The organism is Pseudomonas sp. NPDC089758, assembly GCF_044748705.1.
GTDB classification, from domain to species: Bacteria; Pseudomonadota; Gammaproteobacteria; order Pseudomonadales; family Pseudomonadaceae; genus Aquipseudomonas; species Aquipseudomonas putida_X.
In genome coordinates this window covers 64,622-83,482 of the sequence record NZ_JBIVGN010000009.1, presented here as the reverse complement: position 1 = coordinate 83,482, position 18,861 = coordinate 64,622, and the positions used below count along the sequence as shown (strand labels likewise).

14 protein-coding genes are annotated in these 18,861 nt (G+C 62.7%); 8 read left to right on the top strand and 6 right to left on the bottom strand.

The features are described 5' to 3' along the window. Positions 1 to 138 precede the first annotated feature (138 nt). The 5 genes from ACIPZH_RS14245 to ACIPZH_RS14225 form a co-directional block, all read right to left on the bottom strand. Entirely contained in the window at positions 139 to 873 is a 735-nt protein-coding gene (locus ACIPZH_RS14245; protein WP_241803252.1) for a phosphoadenylyl-sulfate reductase, read from the bottom strand. Positions 874 to 991: 118 nt separating this feature from the next. Continuing rightward, entirely contained in the window at positions 992 to 2,335 is a 1,344-nt protein-coding gene (pabB, locus tag ACIPZH_RS14240) for an aminodeoxychorismate synthase component I (RefSeq protein WP_241803253.1), read from the bottom strand. 172 nt (positions 2,336 to 2,507) lie between these two features. Next, positions 2,508 to 3,491 carry an alpha-L-glutamate ligase-like protein gene (locus ACIPZH_RS14235; protein WP_241803254.1) on the bottom strand — a complete coding sequence of 328 codons (984 nt, stop codon included), beginning with the start codon at positions 3,489 to 3,491 and terminating at the stop codon, positions 2,508 to 2,510. Continuing rightward, the gene (locus ACIPZH_RS14230; RefSeq protein ID WP_400636620.1) at positions 3,491 to 5,026 is read right to left on the bottom strand and encodes an inactive transglutaminase family protein; all 1,536 of its coding nucleotides are present in this window, start codon (positions 5,024 to 5,026) and stop codon (positions 3,491 to 3,493) included. Before ACIPZH_RS14230 ends, ACIPZH_RS14235 begins: the two co-directional genes overlap by 1 nt. A 5-nt stretch (positions 5,027 to 5,031) precedes the next feature. Next, entirely contained in the window at positions 5,032 to 5,568 is a 537-nt protein-coding gene (locus tag ACIPZH_RS14225; protein ID WP_241803256.1) for an ATP-dependent zinc protease, read from the bottom strand. A gap of 294 nt (positions 5,569 to 5,862) precedes the next feature. Between ACIPZH_RS14225 and ACIPZH_RS14220 the strand changes: the two genes are divergently transcribed. The 6 genes from ACIPZH_RS14220 (at position 5,863) to prpD (ending at position 14,476) form a co-directional block, all read left to right on the top strand. Continuing rightward, positions 5,863 to 6,567, top strand: coding sequence for a GntR family transcriptional regulator (locus ACIPZH_RS14220; RefSeq protein ID WP_241803257.1), 705 nt, complete (start codon positions 5,863 to 5,865; stop codon positions 6,565 to 6,567). Between the two features lie 8 nt (positions 6,568 to 6,575). Beyond that, positions 6,576 to 7,466, top strand: a complete 891-nt coding sequence (gene prpB / locus ACIPZH_RS14215; RefSeq protein WP_241803258.1) for a methylisocitrate lyase — start codon at positions 6,576 to 6,578, stop codon at positions 7,464 to 7,466. 227 nt (positions 7,467 to 7,693) lie between these two features. Beyond that, entirely contained in the window at positions 7,694 to 8,821 is a 1,128-nt protein-coding gene (gene prpC / locus ACIPZH_RS14210) for a 2-methylcitrate synthase (RefSeq protein WP_400636618.1), read from the top strand. Between the two features lie 154 nt (positions 8,822 to 8,975). Beyond that, entirely contained in the window at positions 8,976 to 11,564 is a 2,589-nt protein-coding gene (gene acnD, locus ACIPZH_RS14205) for a Fe/S-dependent 2-methylisocitrate dehydratase AcnD (protein WP_400636616.1), read from the top strand. Between the two features lie 100 nt (positions 11,565 to 11,664). Then, entirely contained in the window at positions 11,665 to 12,855 is a 1,191-nt protein-coding gene (prpF, locus tag ACIPZH_RS14200) for a 2-methylaconitate cis-trans isomerase PrpF (protein ID WP_400636615.1), read from the top strand. 136 nt (positions 12,856 to 12,991) lie between these two features. Further along, positions 12,992 to 14,476: a 2-methylcitrate dehydratase gene (gene prpD / locus ACIPZH_RS14195; RefSeq protein WP_400636614.1), complete on the top strand. Its 1,485-nt coding sequence runs from the start codon at positions 12,992 to 12,994 to the stop codon at positions 14,474 to 14,476. Between the two features lie 62 nt (positions 14,477 to 14,538). On the opposite strand, the gene acnB is transcribed toward prpD, so the two are convergent. Then, on the bottom strand, positions 14,539 to 17,148 hold the full coding sequence (acnB, locus tag ACIPZH_RS14190; RefSeq protein WP_400636692.1) for a bifunctional aconitate hydratase 2/2-methylisocitrate dehydratase: 2,610 nt from the start codon (positions 17,146 to 17,148) through the stop codon (positions 14,539 to 14,541). Between the two features lie 405 nt (positions 17,149 to 17,553). On the opposite strand from acnB, the gene ACIPZH_RS14185 reads away from it, so the two are divergent. Both ACIPZH_RS14185 and ACIPZH_RS14180 read left to right on the top strand, forming a co-directional pair. Then, positions 17,554 to 18,021, top strand: a complete 468-nt coding sequence (locus ACIPZH_RS14185; protein WP_400636613.1) for a DUF1289 domain-containing protein — start codon at positions 17,554 to 17,556, stop codon at positions 18,019 to 18,021. A gap of 70 nt (positions 18,022 to 18,091) precedes the next feature. Beyond that, a complete protein-coding gene (locus ACIPZH_RS14180) occupies positions 18,092 to 18,850 on the top strand; it encodes a hypothetical protein (RefSeq protein WP_400636611.1) in 759 nt (252 codons plus the stop codon). Positions 18,851 to 18,861 lie beyond the last annotated feature (11 nt).

The window sequence follows — 18,861 nt, the reverse complement described above, 5'->3', positions numbered from 1 at the left end:
CAGCTTCAAGCTTCAAGCTGCAAGCTTCAAGAAAGAGCAGTCCGCGTGGGCTGCTCTTTCTTCTTGAGGCTGGAGAGTTGCAGCTTGAGGCTCGAGGCTCGAGGCTCGAGGCTTGCAGCTTGCAGCTTGCAGCTGCCTTCAGGCCTTGCTGATGAGGTTGCCGGCGTGCAGGCCGCATTCCTTTTGGGTCGACTCTTCCCACCACCAGCGGCCTTCACGTTCGTGCTGGTTCGGCAGCACCGGGCGGGTGCATGGCTCGCAACCAATGCTGATGAAGCCGCGTTCGTGCAGGCTGTTGTACGGCAGTTCGAGCATCCGGATGTAGCCCCAGACTTCCGCGCTGGTCATCTGCGCCAGCGGGTTGAATTTGTACAAGGGGCGTTCTGCTGTGGAGAAGGCACTGTCGAGTTCCAGTGCTGCCACCTGGCTGCGGGTGCCCGGGCTCTGGTCACGGCGCTGGCCGGTGGCCCAGGCGCTGACGGTGGCTAGCTTGCGCCGCAGCGGCTCGATCTTGCGGATGCCGCAGCACTCGCCATGGCCGTCCTTGTAGAAACTGAACAGGCCCTTTTCCTGGACGAACGGGTCGAGTTTCGCGCGATCCGGGCTGAGGATCTCGATCGGCAGGTTGTACTGCTCGCGCACCTGGTCGATGAACCGGTAAGTCTCAGGGTGCAGGCGGCCTGTGTCGAGGCTGAACACCTTGACCTGCTTGTTCAGTTTCCAGGCCATGTCGACCAGCACCACGTCCTCGGCGCCGCTGAAAGAGATCCAGAGATCGTCGCCGAAGTGCTCGAAGGCGAGCTTGAGGATGTCCTGCGGGGATTTGCTGGCATAGGTCGCGGCCAGGGCGGCGACGTCGAAGGGTTGGCTCATCAGGCGGTTTCCATCTTGGCTGTGGCGCTGTGCGCTCGTAATGAAGTGATGGTAACAAAAAATCGCAGGCTAGACGCTGTGCCTGTACCGGCCCTGGGCTGGGGCAGCCAGCGCTGGGTCACAGACTCTGCAAGGTTTCCATCAATACCCGCACCTTGGCGATCGACTCTTCGTATTCCGATTGCCAGTCGGAGTCCGCCACCACCGCGCCACCGCCCCAGCAGCTGACCTGGCCGTCCTTGATCAGTAGGCTGCGAATGGCGATGGAGCTGTCCATCTCACCGCGCACATCCACGTACAGCAACGACCCGCAATACAGCGCGCGACGGCTGGGCTCCAACTCGTCGATGATCTGCATGGCGCGGATCTTGGGGGCGCCGGTGATCGAGCCGCCAGGGAAGCTGTCGCCGATCAGGTCCAGTGCGTCCTTGTCGATGGCCAGTTGCCCGGTGATGCTGCTGACCAGATGGTGCACGTTGGGGTAGCTTTCCAGGCTGAACAGCTCCGGCACCTTCACCGAACCGATCTGGCAAGTGCGGCCCAGGTCGTTACGCAGCAGGTCGACGATCATCAGGTTTTCCGAGCGGTCCTTGGGGCTGTGGCGCAGCGCCTCGGCATTGCGGGCGTCTTCAGCCGGGTCGGCCGAGCGCGGGCGGGTGCCCTTGATCGGCCGGGTCTCCACCTGCCCCTGGCTGACGCGGATGAAGCGTTCTGGAGAAAAACTCAACAGAGCGCTGCCGTCGGCCAGTTGCTGGTAAGCAGAGAACGGCGTCGGGCAGGCCTTGCGCACTGCCTGGTAGGCGCCCCAGGGGTCGCCCTGGCACGGAGCACGGAAGCGTTGGGTCAGGTTGATCTGGTAGCAGTCACCGGCCTCTATGTAGCGCTGAACCTGGTCGAATGCTGCCTTGTATTGCCCAGGCTGCAAGTCGCCTGTCATGGCGGCGAGCAGGTGGAAATCGCCGCTGGCAGTGTCATCGGGTTTTTCAAACAAGGCGATCAGCCGCTCACGCTCGTCATCAGCCAGCTGGGGGTGGAACACCAGTTGGCTGGTGCCATGCTGGTGATCGGTCACCAACGCCCAGCCATACAACCCAAGCTGGGCGTCGGGCAGGCCAAGATCATCCTTGGCCAGGCACGGCAGGTGTTCCAGGCGTCGGCCGAAGTCGTAGCTGAGGTAGCCGATCAGGCCCCCGGCAAATGGCAGCTCGACACCCTCGGGCAAATGGGCAGGGCCAAGTTGTTTCAGGCTGGCGCGCAGCCGTTGCAGGAAGGCACGGCCATCTTCATCGGGCAGTACCTGCAAGTGTTGCAGCGGCCAGGCGCTGAGCAGGTCGAAGCGGCCGCGCTCGGCGCCTGGCCGGGCGCTGTCGAGCAGGATCGCTCCGGGCGCCTGGCGCAGGCGGGCGAAGTACGCGGCGGGTTCGGGCTGGTAGGGCAGGGGGTAGAGCGTACAGGTCGGCATCAGTGTGGACGGCGATGTAAAAGCGAGGAGGGCGATTGTAGACCTGTGCTGGAAATGCGCCTAGCGCCAGTGTGATTTTCCGGCAGTGTATTGAAGCCATCGCCGGCAAACCGGCCCCCAGGGGCTGCGTAGCCCATGCTGCGGGGGCCGGCTTGCCGGCGATGGGGCAAGGCTATCCGTGCGGATGCACGTGCCCGAACAGGCTTTGCGCCACCCGCACGCGCTGTTCGGCATCCTCGGTCACACCGTCCTTGGCCAGCGCCTCGATGTGCGCCTCGATGGCATGGGTACGCTGGGTCAGCCCGGTGTCGTTGGCGATCTGGATGTTCAGCCCTGGGCGAGCATTGAGTTCGAGAATCAATGGCCCTTTGTCCTGGTCCAGCACCATGTCCACACCGATGTAGCCCAGGCCGCACAGCTCATAGCAGCCAGCGGCCAGCTTCATGAAGCCTTCCCAGTTCGGCAGCTGTACGCCATCCACCGCATTTGTAGTGTCCGGGTGCTTGCTGATGATGTTGTTCAGCCAGGTGCCGCGCAGGGTCACTCCGGTGGCCAGGTCCACGCCTACACCGATGGCGCCCTGGTGCAGGTTGGCCTTGCCGCCGGACTGGCGGGTTGGCAGCCGCAACATGGCCATCACCGGGTAGCCCATCAGCACGATGATGCGGATGTCAGGCACGCCTTCGTAGCTGATGCTCTTGAAGATCTGGTCGGGGGTTACCCGGTACTCGATCAGCGCGCGGTCGCGATGCCCGCCGAGCGAGTACAGGCCGGTAAGGATGCTGGAGACCTGATGCTCGATCTCTTCATGGCTGATGATCTTGCCGGAAACGGTGCGGTAGCGGTCCTCGAAACGGTCGGCAATCACCAGGATGCCGTCACCGCCGGCGCCCTGGGCCGGCTTGATGACGAAATCGTTGCGCCCGCCGATGATCTGGTGAAGCTTGTCGATCTGCTTCTCGGTCTCGATGATGCCGTACATTTCAGGCACGTGAATGCCTGCTGCCAGCGCACGCTCCTTGGTGATGATCTTGTCGTCGACGATCGGGTACAGGTTGCGCTTGTTGTACTTCAGCACATAGTCCGCATTGCGGCGGTTGATACCCATGATGCCCCGGGCCTCCAGGGCTTTCCACGTCTTGATCAGGCCAAACATCAGGCGTCAGCCTTCTTCAGGAATGCCTTGAAGCGCACCAGCTCGGTCAGGCGGTAGCCGCGGTAGCGACCCATCGCCAGCATGAAGCCCACCAGGACCAGCAGTACCGCCGGGAAGGTGAAGACGAAGTACACCAGCTCCGGCACCATCATCAGCAGGTGGGCAAGCGACGCTGCGAACAGGGTGCCGATCGCCACTTTCATGGCATGGCCGCCGCCACGTTCTTCCCAGGTGATCGACAGGCGCTCGATGGTCATGGTCAGGATCACCATCGGGAACAGCGCCACCGACAGGCCGCGCTCCAGCCCCAGCTTGTGGCTGAACAGGCTGATGGCGGCAATCAATACCACGACGAAGGTCAGTACCACCGAGAGGCGCGGCAGCATCTGCAGCTTGAGGTGCTCCAGGTAGGAGCGCAGCGACAAGCCCAATGCCGTGATGACGGTGAACAGCACGATGCCGAAGCCCAGTTGGGTCTCGCGGAACGCCAGGGCGATCAGGACCGGTGTGAACGTGCCCAGGGTCTGAATGCCGATCAGGTTGCGCAGGACCAGGATCACCAGCACGCCGATCGGGATCATCACCATGATCATGAAGGTCTGCTGGGTCTGCAGCGGCAGGCCGTACAGCGAGTATTCGAGGAAGTCGGCGTCGGTGTTCTCGTCGGTCAGCTTGGCCAGGCGGATGGCGTTCATCTCGCTGTTGTTCATGCTGAACGTGACGTTGGCTTTCTTGCCGCCATCGACGGTGACCAGGTTGTCATCACCGGTCCACCACAACAGGCGGTCGCTGGGCAGGCCCTGCTCACCGGTGTCCGGATTGAAGTACAGCCAGTCGTTGCCGTTGAAGCTGCGCAGCCAGAGTTCGGGGGACTGCGGCGTATCGGCCACCAGGCGGATGGTATGGACCTTCTCCATCGGCACATGCGCGATCGACAGCAGCAGGTCGATGACCTGGGCCTTCTTCATGGGCGAGGTATCGCCGGCCAGCAGCAGCTTGACGTTGTCGTCGTTGAGGTTGTTGACCCGCTTGATGGTTTCGCTGACGAAGGTCTCGACGTCGGCGGAATGCTGGCGGATCGGCGCCATCAGCGCTTCCGCGGCGATCTTCTCAGGGCCCTCTACCGCCAGGCTATCGCGGAAGGTCGGGCCTTTGATGGCGGACTTTTCGCTGCTGTAGCGCTTGGTCAGCACCAGGCGATAGTAGAGGGTCTGGTTGCCGCTGGCGCGGCGGGCCGACCAGGTTACCTTGCGGTTGCCATCGGCGCGGTTGACGCTGACCCCGTAGTTGTTGGAGATGAAGCTCTCGTTGAGGCTGACGTAGTCGCGGTTCAGCGGCGGTACGAACATTTGTACCTTGACCGGGTCCTTGCTGTTGGCCACGAACTCGACCTTGGCGTCGATGTTCCAGAGGTCGTCGGTTTCGTCTTCGGTCACCGGGATGCCGAGGAAGAAGATCTGATAAGCCGTGACCGCCACGCCCAGCAGCACCAGTACGGTGATCAGGACTTTCAGATGGAGGGTAAGAGAGCGCATCGGGATTACTCTGCTTTGGGAGCGTCGGTGGCACAGGCAGGTTTGCCGGCCGCGTATTTAAGGCTTGGGTCGACCAGCGCGTCGAAGTGCTTGAGCGCCTCGGAACCGATCAGCAGCGGGAACTGGAACGCGCTACGGTCGGTGAGGTTGACTTCGATGGTGCGAAGGGCCTGGCCCATGCAGATTTCGAGTTCGATGACCGGGCGGGCGGTATAGGCCTTGCCCGATTCGGCATCATAGTCGCCTGCGCGGCGCTTGATCTTGCTGACGCGCGCCAATGGGCGTTCGATGGGGTGCGAATGGGCGGCGTCAATGGCCAGGTAGAAACGCACCCAGCTTTCGCCGTTGCGCTTGAAACGCTTGATGTCGCGGGCACTCAGTGACGCGGTCTTGGCGCCGGTGTCGAGTTTGGCGGCCACTTCCAGGTCGAGTTCGCCAAGGCGGGCGTATTCATTAAGACCGTACACGGTCTTGCCCGCCGCCTGGCCAAGGGCCGGCAGCAGGGTGAGGCATAACAGCAATAAAACGGGTGTAAGTCTCATAGTCCTGGCGCGGTGCTGTGCTGGGTTCGGGGCAAGGCGACTGGCAGGTACTGCGCAAGCTTCCTCGGTTCATCTGTCAACAACATGAATGGATGACAGAAACGCTATCCATACTCCGTTGGAGGCGCGGCATTCTATCACGCCGAGGCCTTGGCGCCAGCGCGTCGCGATCTGACAACGCCATCACTCATTAAGTTCGCGCTTGGAAGATTGTCGACAATGTTCATTTTTGCTTTGACTGCTTGAGCTAGTTTCGTTAGTTTCTGTTCAAGAGCTTACCAAGGTGTCAACAATATGCTGGACGTCATCACCCCCAGCCCCTCGATGTCGGATGAAACGGAAACCTTGTCCGAGAACGTTTTTCGGCGCATCCAGGCTGCGATCGTCAGCGGGGAAATTGCCCCAGGCAGCAAGATCTCCGAGCCGGAGCTCGCGCGAACCTATGGCATCAGCCGGGGCCCGCTGCGTGAGGCCATCCATCGCCTGGAGGGCCAGCGCCTGTTGGTGCGGGTGCCGCATGTGGGGGCGCGTGTGGTGTCGCTCAGTCATGCCGAACTGATCGAGTTGTACGAAATCCGTGAGTCGCTCGAGGGCATGGCATGCCGCCTGGCCGCCGAGCGCATGAGCCAGGGCGAAATCGATGAGCTGCGCCGGGTGCTGGACACCCACGAGCGCGACGCAGCGTTCCAGGCGGGGCTGGGCTATTACCAGCAGGAAGGCGATTACGACTTCCATTACCGGATCATCCAGGGCAGTGGCAACCAGACCCTGGTCAAGATGCTCTGCGGCGAGCTGTACCAGCTGGTGCGCATGTACCGCATCCAGTTTTCCGCCACGCCCAACCGCCCGCGCCAGGCTTTTGCCGAACACCACCGCATTCTCGATGCCATCGCCGACCGTGACGGCGAGCTTGCCGAACTCCTGATGCGCCGCCACATCGGCGCGTCCAAACGCAACATCGAGCGTCACTACCTGGACGCCAACAACAACAGCCTTTGAGGTGAGAAATGACTGTGAAGAGCACCCCTGGTCAGCGTTTTCGCGATGCCGTTGCCGCCGAGCATCCTCTGCAGGTGGTCGGTGCCATCAACGCCAACCATGCGCTGCTGGCCAAGCGCGCCGGCTTCAAGGCCATCTACCTGTCCGGTGGGGGTGTCGCCGCGGGTTCGCTGGGCTTGCCGGACCTGGGCATTACCGGCCTGGATGACGTGCTGACCGATGTGCGGCGCATCACCGACGTGTGCGACCTGCCATTGCTGGTAGATGTCGACACCGGCTTTGGCGCCTCGGCCTTCAACGTTGCGCGCACCGTGCGTTCGATGAGCAAGTTCGGTGCTGCCGCCATTCATATCGAAGATCAGGTAGGCGCCAAACGCTGCGGCCATAGGCCGAACAAAGAGATCGTCTCCCAGCAGGAGATGGTCGACCGCATCAAGGCTGCGGTCGATGCCCGTACCGATGACAGCTTCGTGATCATGGCCCGTACCGATGCCCTGGCCGTGGAAGGCCTGAACGCAGCGCTGGACCGTGCTGCCGCCTGCATCGAGGCCGGAGCCGACATGATCTTCCCTGAGGCCATTACCGAACTGCAGATGTACAAGACCTTTGCCGACCGGGTGAAGGCGCCGATCCTGGCCAATATCACCGAGTTCGGTGCCACGCCATTGTTCACCACCGAGGAGCTGGCAGGGGTGGACGTGTCGTTGGTGCTGTACCCGTTGTCGGCGTTCCGCGCCATGAACAAGGCCGCCGAGAATGTCTACACCGCACTGCGTCGCGACGGCACGCAGAAGAATGTGATCGACACCATGCAGACCCGCATGGAGCTCTACGATGCCATTGGCTACCACGCGTTCGAGCAAAGCCTCGATGCGCTGTTTGCCCAGAAGAAAGGCTGAGCCCATGCTGGCCTCATCGCCGGCAAGCCGGCTCCCACAGGTACAGCGCCTGCCAGGAGCTTGCACACAGGTCAGCACCAAGCTAGGAGCTTGCACACAGGTACAGCACCAATACAGAGGCTTGCACAGTTGACTGTGGGAGCCGGCTTGCCGGCGATGAGGCCGGTACAGGCAGCCTGAATCAGCCAGAACGATATCCATAACAAGTTCAAGAAAGGAGAAACACCATGGCCGAAGCAAAAGTACTCAGCGGCGCAGGCCTGCGTGGCCAGGTGGCCGGTCAGACCGCACTGTCGACCGTAGGCCAGGCCGGGGCCGGCCTGACCTACCGGGGCTATGATGTGCGCGACCTGGCAGCAGGCGCCGAATTCGAAGAAGTGGCGTACCTGCTGCTATACGGTGAGTTGCCCAGCGAAGCAGAACTTGCCGATTACAAACACAAGCTCAAGGGCCTGCGCGACCTGCCGCAGGCACTCAAAGAAGTGCTCGAGCGCATCCCGCGCGACGCCCACCCGATGGACGTCATGCGCACCGGCTGTTCGGTGCTGGGTACGCTGGAACCAGAATTGACCTTCGACGCCCAGCAGGACAAGACCGATCGCCTGCTGGCACTGTTCCCGGCGGTGATGTGCTACTGGTACCGCTTCACCCACCATGGCGTACGTATCGATTGCACCAGCGATGAGGACACCCTTGGCGGCCATTTCCTGCACCTGTTGCACGGCAAGAAGCCGAGCGAGTTGCACGTCAAGGTAATGAACGTTTCGCTGATCCTGTATGCAGAGCACGAGTTCAACGCATCGACCTTCACCGCCCGGGTCTGCGCCTCGACGCTGTCGGACCTGTACTCCTGCGTGACGGCAGCCATCGGCTCACTGCGCGGCCCACTGCACGGCGGCGCCAACGAGGCGGCGATGGAGCTGATCGAGCGCTTCCAGAATCCCCAGGAAGCTACCGCAGAGTTGCTGCGCATGCTCGAGCGCAAGGACAAGATCATGGGCTTCGGCCATGCCATCTACAAAGAGTCCGACCCGCGCAACGAGGTGATCAAGGGGTGGTCGAAACAATTGGCCGATGCAGTCGGCGACAAGGTGCTGTTCCCGGTCTCCGAAGCCATCGACAAGACCATGTGGGAGCAGAAACGTCTGTTCCCCAACGCCGATTTCTACCATGCATCGGCGTACCACTTCATGGGCATCCCGACCAAGCTGTTCACCCCGATCTTTGTCTGCTCGCGCCTGACCGGCTGGGCCGCGCACGTGTTCGAACAGCGCGCCAACAACCGCATCATCCGCCCGAGCGCCGAGTATGTCGGTGTCGAGCAGCGCCAGTTCGTGCCGATCGAGCAGCGCTGAAACAGCAGGCCCTGTAGCGAACCTGTGGGAGCCGGCTTGCCGGCGATGAAGGCGCCGCCTGATCCGGCCCGATCGCCGGCAACCTTGCTCCCATGATGACTGCAGCGCCTGTGCGTGTATCCACGACCGTAACGTGACCGAGCCTGATAATTCTATGAACACCGCATACCGCAAAAACCTGCCAGGCACGGACCTGGACTATTTCGACGCCCGTGCCGCGGTCGAGGCCATCAAGCCGGGTGCCTACGACAACCTGCCTTACACCTCGCGGGTGCTCGCCGAAAACCTGGTGCGCCGCTGCGACCCTGCAAGCCTGAATGCCTCGCTCGGCCAGCTGATCGAACGCAAGCGCGATCTCGACTTCCCGTGGTTCCCGGCCCGCGTGGTGTGCCACGACATCCTCGGCCAGACCGCGCTGGTCGACCTCGCCGGCCTGCGCGACGCCATCGCCGAGAAGGGGGGCGACCCGGCGGCGGTCAACCCGGTCGTGCCGGTGCAACTGATCGTCGACCATTCGCTGGCCGTCGAGTGCGGTGGCTTCGACCCGCAGGCCTTTGACAAGAACCGCGCCATCGAAGACCGTCGCAACGAAGACCGCTTCCACTTCATCAACTGGACCAAGAAGGCGTTCAAGAACGTCGATGTGATCCAGCCCGGTAACGGCATCATGCACCAGATCAACCTGGAGAAAATGTCGCCGGTTGTCCACAGCGATGGCGGTGTGGCCTACCCGGACACTTGCGTGGGCACCGACAGCCATACCCCGCATGTCGACGCCCTGGGCGTGATCGCCATCGGCGTTGGCGGCCTTGAGGCCGAAAACGTCATGCTGGGCCGCGCCTCGTGGATGCGCCTGCCGGAAATCGTCGGCGTGGAGCTCAGCGGCAAGCTGGCAGCCACTATCACCGCTACCGACCTGGTGCTGGCCTTGACCGAGTTCCTGCGCAAGCAGAGGGTGGTTGGCGCCTACCTCGAGTTCTACGGCGAAGGTGCACGCGCCCTGACGCTCGGCGACCGTGCGACCATCTCCAACATGGCGCCGGAATACGGTGCAACCGCTGCAATGTTCGCCATCGACCAGCAGACCATCGACTACCTGAAACTGACCGGCCGTGAAGATCAGCAGGTCAAGTTGGTGGAGACTTACGCCAAAGCCACGGGCTTGTGGGCTGACGCCCTGGCCAACGCTGAATACGAACGCGTGCTGAACTTCGACCTGTCGAGCGTGGTGCGCAACATGGCCGGGCCGTCCAACCCGCATGCCCGGGTTGCCACCAGCGACCTGGCGGCCAAGGGTATCGCCGGTGCCTGGGACGAGGTGCCGGGGCAGATGCCTGACGGCGCAGTGATCATCGCTGCGATCACCAGCTGCACCAACACCAGCAACCCACGCAACGTGATCGCCGCCGGCCTGCTGGCGCGCAATGCCAACAAGCTCGGCCTGGCGCGCAAGCCGTGGGTCAAGTCGTCGCTCGCCCCAGGCTCCAAGGCCGTGCAGCTGTACCTGGAGGAAGCGGGGCTGGAGAAGGAGCTGGAGCAATTGGGCTTCGGTATCGTCGCCTTCGCCTGTACCACCTGCAACGGCATGTCCGGTGCGTTGGACCCGGTGATCCAGCAGGAAATCATCGACCGTGACCTTTATGCGACGGCGGTGCTCTCGGGCAACCGCAACTTCGATGGACGCATCCACCCGTACGCCAAGCAGGCATTTCTGGCCTCGCCGCCGCTGGTAGTGGCCTATGCCATTGCCGGCACGATTCGCTTCGACATCGAGAAAGATGTGCTGGGCGTGGTCGATGGTCAGGAAATCCGCCTCAAGGACATCTGGCCGAGCGACGAAGAGATCGACGCGGTGGTGGGCGCTGCGGTCAAGCCGGAGCAGTTCCGCAAGGTGTACATCCCGATGTTCGCTATCGAGCAAGACCGAGGGCCGAAAGTGGCGCCGCTTTACCAGTGGCGTCCGACAAGCACCTACATCCGCCGCCCGCCTTACTGGGAAGGCGCCTTGGCCGGTGAGCGCACGTTGCGCGGCATGCGTGCATTGGCGGTGCTGCCGGACAACATCACCACCGATCACCTGTCACCTTCCAATGCCATCCTGCTCGACAGCGCGGCGGGTGAATACCTGGCCAAAATGGGCCTGCCGGAGGAGGACTTCAACTCCTACGCCACCCACCGCGGCGACCACCTGACGGCGCAGCGTGCCACCTTCGCCAACCCCAAACTGTTCAACGAGATGGTGCGCAAGGCCGATGGCAGCGTGCAGCAGGGTTCGCTGGCGCGCCTCGAGCCGGAGGGCAAAGTAATTCGCATGTGGGAAGCCATCGAAACCTACATGCAGCGCAAGCAGCCGCTGATCATCGTTGCCGGTGCCGACTACGGCCAAGGCTCGTCCCGCGACTGGGCGGCCAAGGGTGTGCGGCTCGCCGGAGTCGAGGCGATCGTTGCCGAGGGCTTCGAGCGCATCCACCGCACCAACCTGGTGGGCATGGGCGTGTTGCCGCTCGAGTTTCTGCCGGGCACCGACCGCAAGACCCTGGGCCTGGATGGCAGCGAGACCTATGACGTGGCAGGTGAGCGCAAGCCGCGTGCAACCTTGACGCTGGTGATAACGCGCAGCAATGGCGAACGGCTCGAAGTGCCGGTGACCTGCCGGCTCGATACCGCCGAAGAGGTGTCGATCTACGAGGCGGGCGGGGTACTGCAGCGCTTCGCCCAGGACTTCCTCGAGGCATCGGCCTGAGTAGTCGGCGCCTGTTATGCAGCCCGTCGCCGGTAAGCCGGTGATGGGCTGCAGAACAAGCGCCGAGGGTTATTGCATATTCAGACAGGACAGCACAGCCATGGCACACGCACCGCAAATCAAGATCCCCGCCACCTACATCCGCGGCGGCACCAGCAAAGGCGTGTTCTTCCGCCTGCAGGACCTCCCTGAGCGAGCGCAAGCCCCAGGGCCGGCCCGTGACGCACTGCTGCTGCGGGTCATCGGCAGCCCTGACCCCTACGCCAAGCAGATCGATGGCATGGGCGGCGCTACCTCAAGCACCAGCAAAACCGTGATCCTGTCGCAAAGCACCCAGCCCGACCATGACGTCGACTACCTGTTCGGCCAAGTAGCCATCGACAAGGCCTTCGTCGACTGGAGCGGCAACTGCGGCAACCTGTCTGCTGCTGTCGGATCGTTCGCCATCAGCAGCGGCTTGGTCGAGCCGTCGCGCATCCCGCGCAATGGTGTGGCCACCGTGCGTATCTGGCAGGCCAATATCGGCAAGACCATCATCGCTCATGTACCGATCACCGAAGGCGAGGTGCAGGAAACGGGCGACTTCGAACTCGACGGCGTGACGTTCCCGGCCGCCGAGGTGCAACTGGAATTCCTTGATCCGGCGGCCGATGAGGGCGAGGGCGGCGGTGCGATGTTCCCTACCGGCAACCTGGTGGATGAACTGGAGGTGCCCGGTATCGGTACCTTCAAAGCCACATTGATCAACGCCGGTATCCCGACCATTTTCCTCAATGCCGCCGACATCGGTTATGCCGGCACCGAACTGCAGGATGCGATCAATGGTGATGCGCAGGCGTTGGCGCGTTTCGAGGCGATCCGTGCCCATGGCGCCGTGCGCATGGGGCTGATCGAGCATGTCGACCAGGCGGCCGGGCGTCAGCACACACCGAAGGTGGCTTTCGTTGCACCGCCAAGCACCTACACTGCCTCCAGTGGCAAGGCTGTCGAGGCGGCTGACATCGACCTGCTGGTGCGTGCACTTTCCATGGGCAAGTTGCACCACGCGATGATGGGTACTGCTGCGGTGGCCATCGGTACCGCTGCTGCCATTCCAGGTACGCTGGTCAACCTCGCTGCTGGCGGGGGCGAGCGCAGTGCTGTGCGCTTCGGCCATCCCTCCGGCACCTTGCGGGTCGGGGCTCAGGCCAGCCAGGTGGAGGGCGAGTGGACGGTGACCAAGGCAATCATGAGTCGTAGTGCCCGTGTATTGATGGAAGGCTGGGTGAGGGTGCCTGGCGACAGCTTCTGACGCACTTGGCGCTTGGCTTTGAATCAGCAAGGCCGCTACGCGGTCCAGCGCCGGCAAGCCGGTTCCTGCATCGACCTTGTGGGAGCCGCATTGCCGGCGCCGGGTGGCGTAGCAGCCCCAATCAAAGGAGCTGCAAATGAGCGCCAACGTAGACCTGAACGAGCGCCCTGACTACGACGGGGTGCTGCAAACCCTTGCCGATTACGTTCTTACCTACCGCGTCGAGTCCTCCGAAGCGCTGGACACCGCACGCAACTGCCTGATGGACACCCTGGGCTGTGGCCTGTTGGCCCTGCGCTTTCCAGAGTGCACCAAGCACCTCGGCCCGCTGGTGGAGGGTACGGTGGTACCCAATGGCGCCCGGGTGCCCGGCACCAGTTACCGGCTCGACCCGGTCAAGGCCGCCTGGGATATCGGCTGCACCGTGCGCTGGCTGGACTACAACGATACCTGGCTTGCCGCCGAGTGGGCCCACCCTTCCGATAACCTCGGGGGGATCCTTGCGGTAGCTGATCACCTGTCGCAAAAGCAGGTGGCCAGGGGTGAAAGCCCGCTGCTGATGCGCGCAGTGCTTGAGGCCATGGTCATGGCCCATGAGATTCAAGGTGTGCTGGCCCTGGAGAACGCCTTCAATCGTGTCGGACTGGACCACGTGCTGCTGGTCAAGGTGGCGTCCACGGCCGTGTGCGCCAAGCTGATGGGTGCCAACCGTGAACAACTGCTCTCGGCCCTGTCTCATGCCTTCGTCGATGGCCAGGCGCTGCGCACCTACCGCCATGCACCCAATGCCGGCTCGCGCAAGTCGTGGGCTGCCGGCGATGCGTCCAGCCGGGGCGTGCGCCTGGCCGATATCGCGCTGCGTGGCGAAATGGGTGTGCCCGGTGTGCTGACTGCGCCGCAGTGGGGTTTTTACGACGTGTCGTTCAGCCACACCAACAAGGACCTGGCGCTCAAGCCTTCTGCCCAGCAGGCGCTCCGCGTACCGCAGGCGTTGGCCAGTTACGTGATGGAAAACGTGTTGTTCAAGGTCAGTTTCCCGGCCGAGTTCCACGCCCAGACCGCCTGTGAAGCGGCAGTCAGCCTGCATCCGCAAGTGCGTAACCGCCTGCACGAAGTCGACCGTATCGTCATCACCACCCAGGAATCGGCCATTCGCATCATCTCCAAGGTCGGCCCGCTGGCCAATGCTGCCGATCGCGACCACTGCCTGCAGTACATGGTGGCGGTGCCGCTCATCTTCGGTCATCTGGTGGCCGAGCATTACGAGGATGCTTTCCACGCTGCCCATCCGAGCATCGACCGTCTGCGCGAAAAGATGGAAGTGGTCGAGGACCCTCGTTTCAGCCGCGAATACCTGGAGCCGGACAAGCGCTCGATCGCCAATGGCTTGCAGGTGTTCTTCAAGGATGGCAGCAGTACCGAACAGGTAGTGGTGGAGTACCCGGTCGGGCACCGGCGCCGACGCGGGGAGGGCATCCCCTTGCTGGAAACCAAGTTCAGGGACAACTTGGCGACGCGGTTTTCGCGTCAGCGTTGCCTGGAGATTTTCGCGCTGTGTGGCGATCAACAGCGGCTGGAGGCCACGGCGGTCCACCGCTTCGTGGATTTGTTCGTGATCTGAGGCGAGCAAGGGCAATAAAAAACCCGGCATGAATGCCGGGTTTTTTTGTGGCTTACAGCTGATTACGCTTGAACAACCGGGATCTTGGCGTTGGCCGCAGCTTCGCGGAACTCAGCGATCTGGTCGAAGCTCAGGTAGCGGTAAACGTCGGCAGCCATGCTGTCGATGTCTTTCGCGTACTGCATGTACTCCTCGACAGTCGGCAGCTTGCCGATGATCGATGCGACAGCAGCCAGCTCGGCCGATGCCAGGTAGACGTTGGTGGCATCGCCCAGGCGGTTCGGGAAGTTACGGGTCGAGGTGGAAACCACGGTCGAACCGGTCTGCACACGTGCCTGGTTGCCCATGCACAGCGAGCAGCCTGGCATTTCCATGCGCGCACCGGCCTTGCCGTAGATGCCGTAGTAGCCTTCTTCGGTCAGCTGGTGAGCGTCCATCTTGGTTGGCGGAGCCAGCCACAGACGGGTCGGAATACCGCCCTTGACCTTCTCCAGCAGCTTACCGGCAGCGCGGAAGTGGCCAATGTTGGTCATGCACGAACCGATGAACACTTCGTCGATCTTCTCGCCCTGTACCGACGACAGCAGGCGGGCGTCGTCCGGGTCGTTCGGCGCGCAGAGCACAGGCTCCTTGACGTCGGCCAGGTCGATTTCGATGATTTCGGCGTATTCGGCATCGGCGTCAGCCGACAGCAGCTCAGGCTTGGCCAGCCAGGCTTCCATCGCCTGGGCGCGACGCTCCAGGGTGCGGGCATCGCCGTAGCCTTCGCCGATCATCCAGCGCAGCAGGGTGATGTTCGACTGCAGGTACTCGGCGATGGCCTTCTCTGGCAGCTTGATGGTGCAGCCGGCAGCGGAACGCTCGGCCGAGGCGTCGGACAGCTCGAACGCTTGCTCGACGGTCAGTTCGTCCAGGCCTTCGATTTCCAGGATGCGGCCGGAGAAGGCGTTTTTCTTGCCTTTCTTCTCGACGGTCAGCAGGCCCTGCTGGATGGCGTAGTAAGGGATGGCGTGTACCAGGTCACGCAGGGTGATGCCTGGTTGCAGTTTGCCCTTGAAGCGCACCAGGATCGACTCTGGCATGTCCAGCGGCATGACGCCGGTAGCGGCGGCGAAGGCCACCAGGCCGGAACCGGCCGGGAACGAGATGCCGATCGGGAAGCGGGTGTGCGAGTCGCCACCGGTACCGACGGTGTCAGGCATCAGCATGCGGTTCAGCCAGCTATGGATGATGCCGTCGCCTGGGCGCAGCGACACGCCGCCACGGGTGCGGATGAAGTCTGGCAGGGTGTGGTGGGTGGTGACGTCGATCGGCTTCGGATAGGCCGCGGTGTGGCAGAACGACTGCATCACCAGGTCAGCGGAGAAGCCCAGGCACGCCAGGTCTTTCAGCTCGTCGCGGGTCATCGGGCCAGTGGTGTCCTGGGAGCCGACGGTGGTCATCTTCGGCTCGCAGTAAGCACCTGGGCGCACGCCCTGGCCTTCCGGCAGGCCGCACGCACGGCCGACCATTTTCTGGGCCAGGGTGAAGCCCTTGCCGGAATCGGCAGGCTGCTCTGGCTTCTTGAACAGGTCGGATGCACCCAGGCCCAACTCGGCACGGGCTTTATCGGTCAGGCCACGGCCGACGATCAGCGGGATGCGGCCACCAGCGCGGACTTCATCCAGCAGTACTTCGGTTTTCAGCTCGAAGCTGGTGACCAGCTCGTCGCTGTCGTGACGGCGTACTTCACCTTTGTAGGGGTAAACGTCGATGACGTCGCCCATGGCCAGGTTGGTGCAATCGAATTCGATCGGCAGGGCGCCGGCGTCTTCCATGGTGTTGTAGAAGATCGGGGCGATCTTGGTGCCGAAGCAGAAGCCACCGGCGCGCTTGTTCGGTACGTACGGGATGTCGTCGCCGAAGAACCACAGCACCGAGTTGGTGGCGGATTTACGCGAAGAGCCGGTACCGACCACGTCACCGACGTAGGCGACCGGGAAACCCTTGGCCTTGACGGCTTCGATCTGCGCCAGCGGGCCGACCGAGCCAGGCTGCTGCGGCTCGATGCCGTCGCGGGCCATTTTCAGCATGGCCAGGGCGTGCAGCGGGATGTCAGGGCGCGACCAGGCGTCCGGGGCAGGGGACAGGTCGTCGGTGTTGGTTTCGCCGGGCACCTTGAACACGGTCAGGGTGTACTTGTCGGCGATGGCCGGACGCGAGGTGAACCACTCGCCGGCAGCCCAGGATTCCAGCACGGCCTTGGCGTGCACATTGCCCGCCTTGGCTTTTTCGGCCACGTCGTGGAAGGCATCGAACATCAGCAGGGTGTGCTTGAGCTTTTCGGCCGCGACGGCGCCCAGTTCGGCGTCATCCAGCAGCGCGACCAGCGTTTCGATGTTGTAGCCACCTTGCATGGTGCCCAGCAGCTCGGTGGCGTGCTTGCGGTCGATCAGTGGCGAGGTGGCTTCACCCTTGGCCACGGCAGACAGGAAGGCAGCCTTGACGTAGGCAGCCTCGTCGACTCCTGGTGGAACGCGGTGGGTGATCAGGTCTACGAGGAAGGCTTCTTCGCCGGCCGGCGGGTTTTTCAGCAGCTCGACCAGGCCTGCAGTTTGTTCGGCGTTCAGCGGCTGGGGCACGATACCCAGGGCGGCACGCTCTTCGATGTGTTTGCGGTAGGCTTCAAGCACAGTTATTACCCTCATCAGTGGTCCCTAAAGGGAGTCCGGGACGCTCATCCAGCATTCTCTGCACCCATGCGCCATCACGGCTTCTTGGGCCGCATAGCCAGGGTCGCAGAGAATCCTTACAGAAGCTGCTTTCAAAGTTTTACGCCTGCAGAACGGGGGCTGATGAGGGCTGGCACGGGCATGCGGGGGGTGCATGGCCCGGGCCAACGCCGTTCTACCGGATCAACTGTGCTCGTGACGCTTTGAAAACAGCTTCCAACGGACATTGTTGCCTTGAAAAGGCGGGATGATTCTACGGCAAATTGTCGCAGAAGGTAAGGCGGCGAACGTGACTTTAACGAGTGACCCTGGTTAGACAAAGGGCTAACATGGGCCTGTGTTCCACCGCCAAGCCGTTGTTTTTCCATGCCCAACCAGTCCATCAAGACCCCTTGCGTCGGCCTTTGCTCCACGGTGTATGGAGATATCGTGTGCCGTGGCTGCAAGCGTTTCCATCACGAAGTCATCCACTGGAACGCGTACGACGACGACCAGAAGCGTGCCGTTTTGCTGCGCCTGGAGCAGTTGCTGGTACAGGTGATGATGGCCAAGCTGGAGGTGTTCGATGCCAACCTGCTGCGCCAGCAGCTGCAGCAGCGCGCCATACGCTTCGTCGAGCAGCAGTCCGAGTACTGCTGGGCGTATCAGCTGATTGCCCGCGGTGCCCGCCTGATTCGCGACCTGGAAGCGTACGGGATGGCGTTGCTGCCCGAGTTTCGTGACTGGGAGCTGCCGCAGTTGCGCGATGCCATCGATCGGGAATTCTTTTTGCTGTCCGAGGCGCATTACCAGCGCTACATCGCGCCTGGGTTCCTGCGTGCCGAACTGAGGTAAGCCTTCTACCTGCCCCATGCCTTGAAAGGGCGCCATTGTGCGTTTTTGACGAGCGTACGGAGTAGGGATGATGGCTGAGCTGTATTTTGAACCGCTGCTGTGTTTTACCGCGGCATGCCGCTGGCAATTGCTGGATGAACCGTTGCGGGCCGCCCAGTTTGACGATGATGGCATCACCCGGCCGTTCTGGACCGAATTCGATGACTGGAACGGTGACGATGGCTGGCTGATCACCAGCCTGGACTATGGCGAAGAAATCCTGCAATCGTTCCTGATTGACTCGTTATGGGGGCCCGAGGCTCGTCCGCGCGTGTTTTGTGACAGGTTCTGGTTCGGTGTCTACCGGCTTGCAACAGGCTTCGTCTATGAGATCCGCCTGGCGTATGAGGGCAGAAACGCCGACCTCTGGCCGTCACTGGACTGCTGGCTCGACGTCAGTCGCAACGGTTATCTTGGCTTTTACCCGGCCCGCTCGGCTGCCGGGGTGAGCACGGACGAGCCAGCCAACCTGGCGTTACGAGACCCCTTCGGGACCTCCGTGGTGCTTCCCGTCGACCCGCCTGTGGATCTGGATACGGCACTGTACAAGTTGACCGCCGGGCGGCGAACGCCCCTGTGGCACATCCCTGGCCTGGACCCGCAGCGGTTGCAGGAAGGGCAGTTGTTCTTGAACCTGAAGCTTTACAGCGCGGACGGGCGGCAAGTGAGGCGGCGGGTCGAGCGGGTTGCATACCTTAACAACCGTCAAGGCGAGCGTGGCCAGTTCAGCTTGCAGGTGTCGAACCCTTGCGTGCCGCCCCACCCCCGCCCGCTGGGTGCCAAGGATTGACCCCGTGCCGC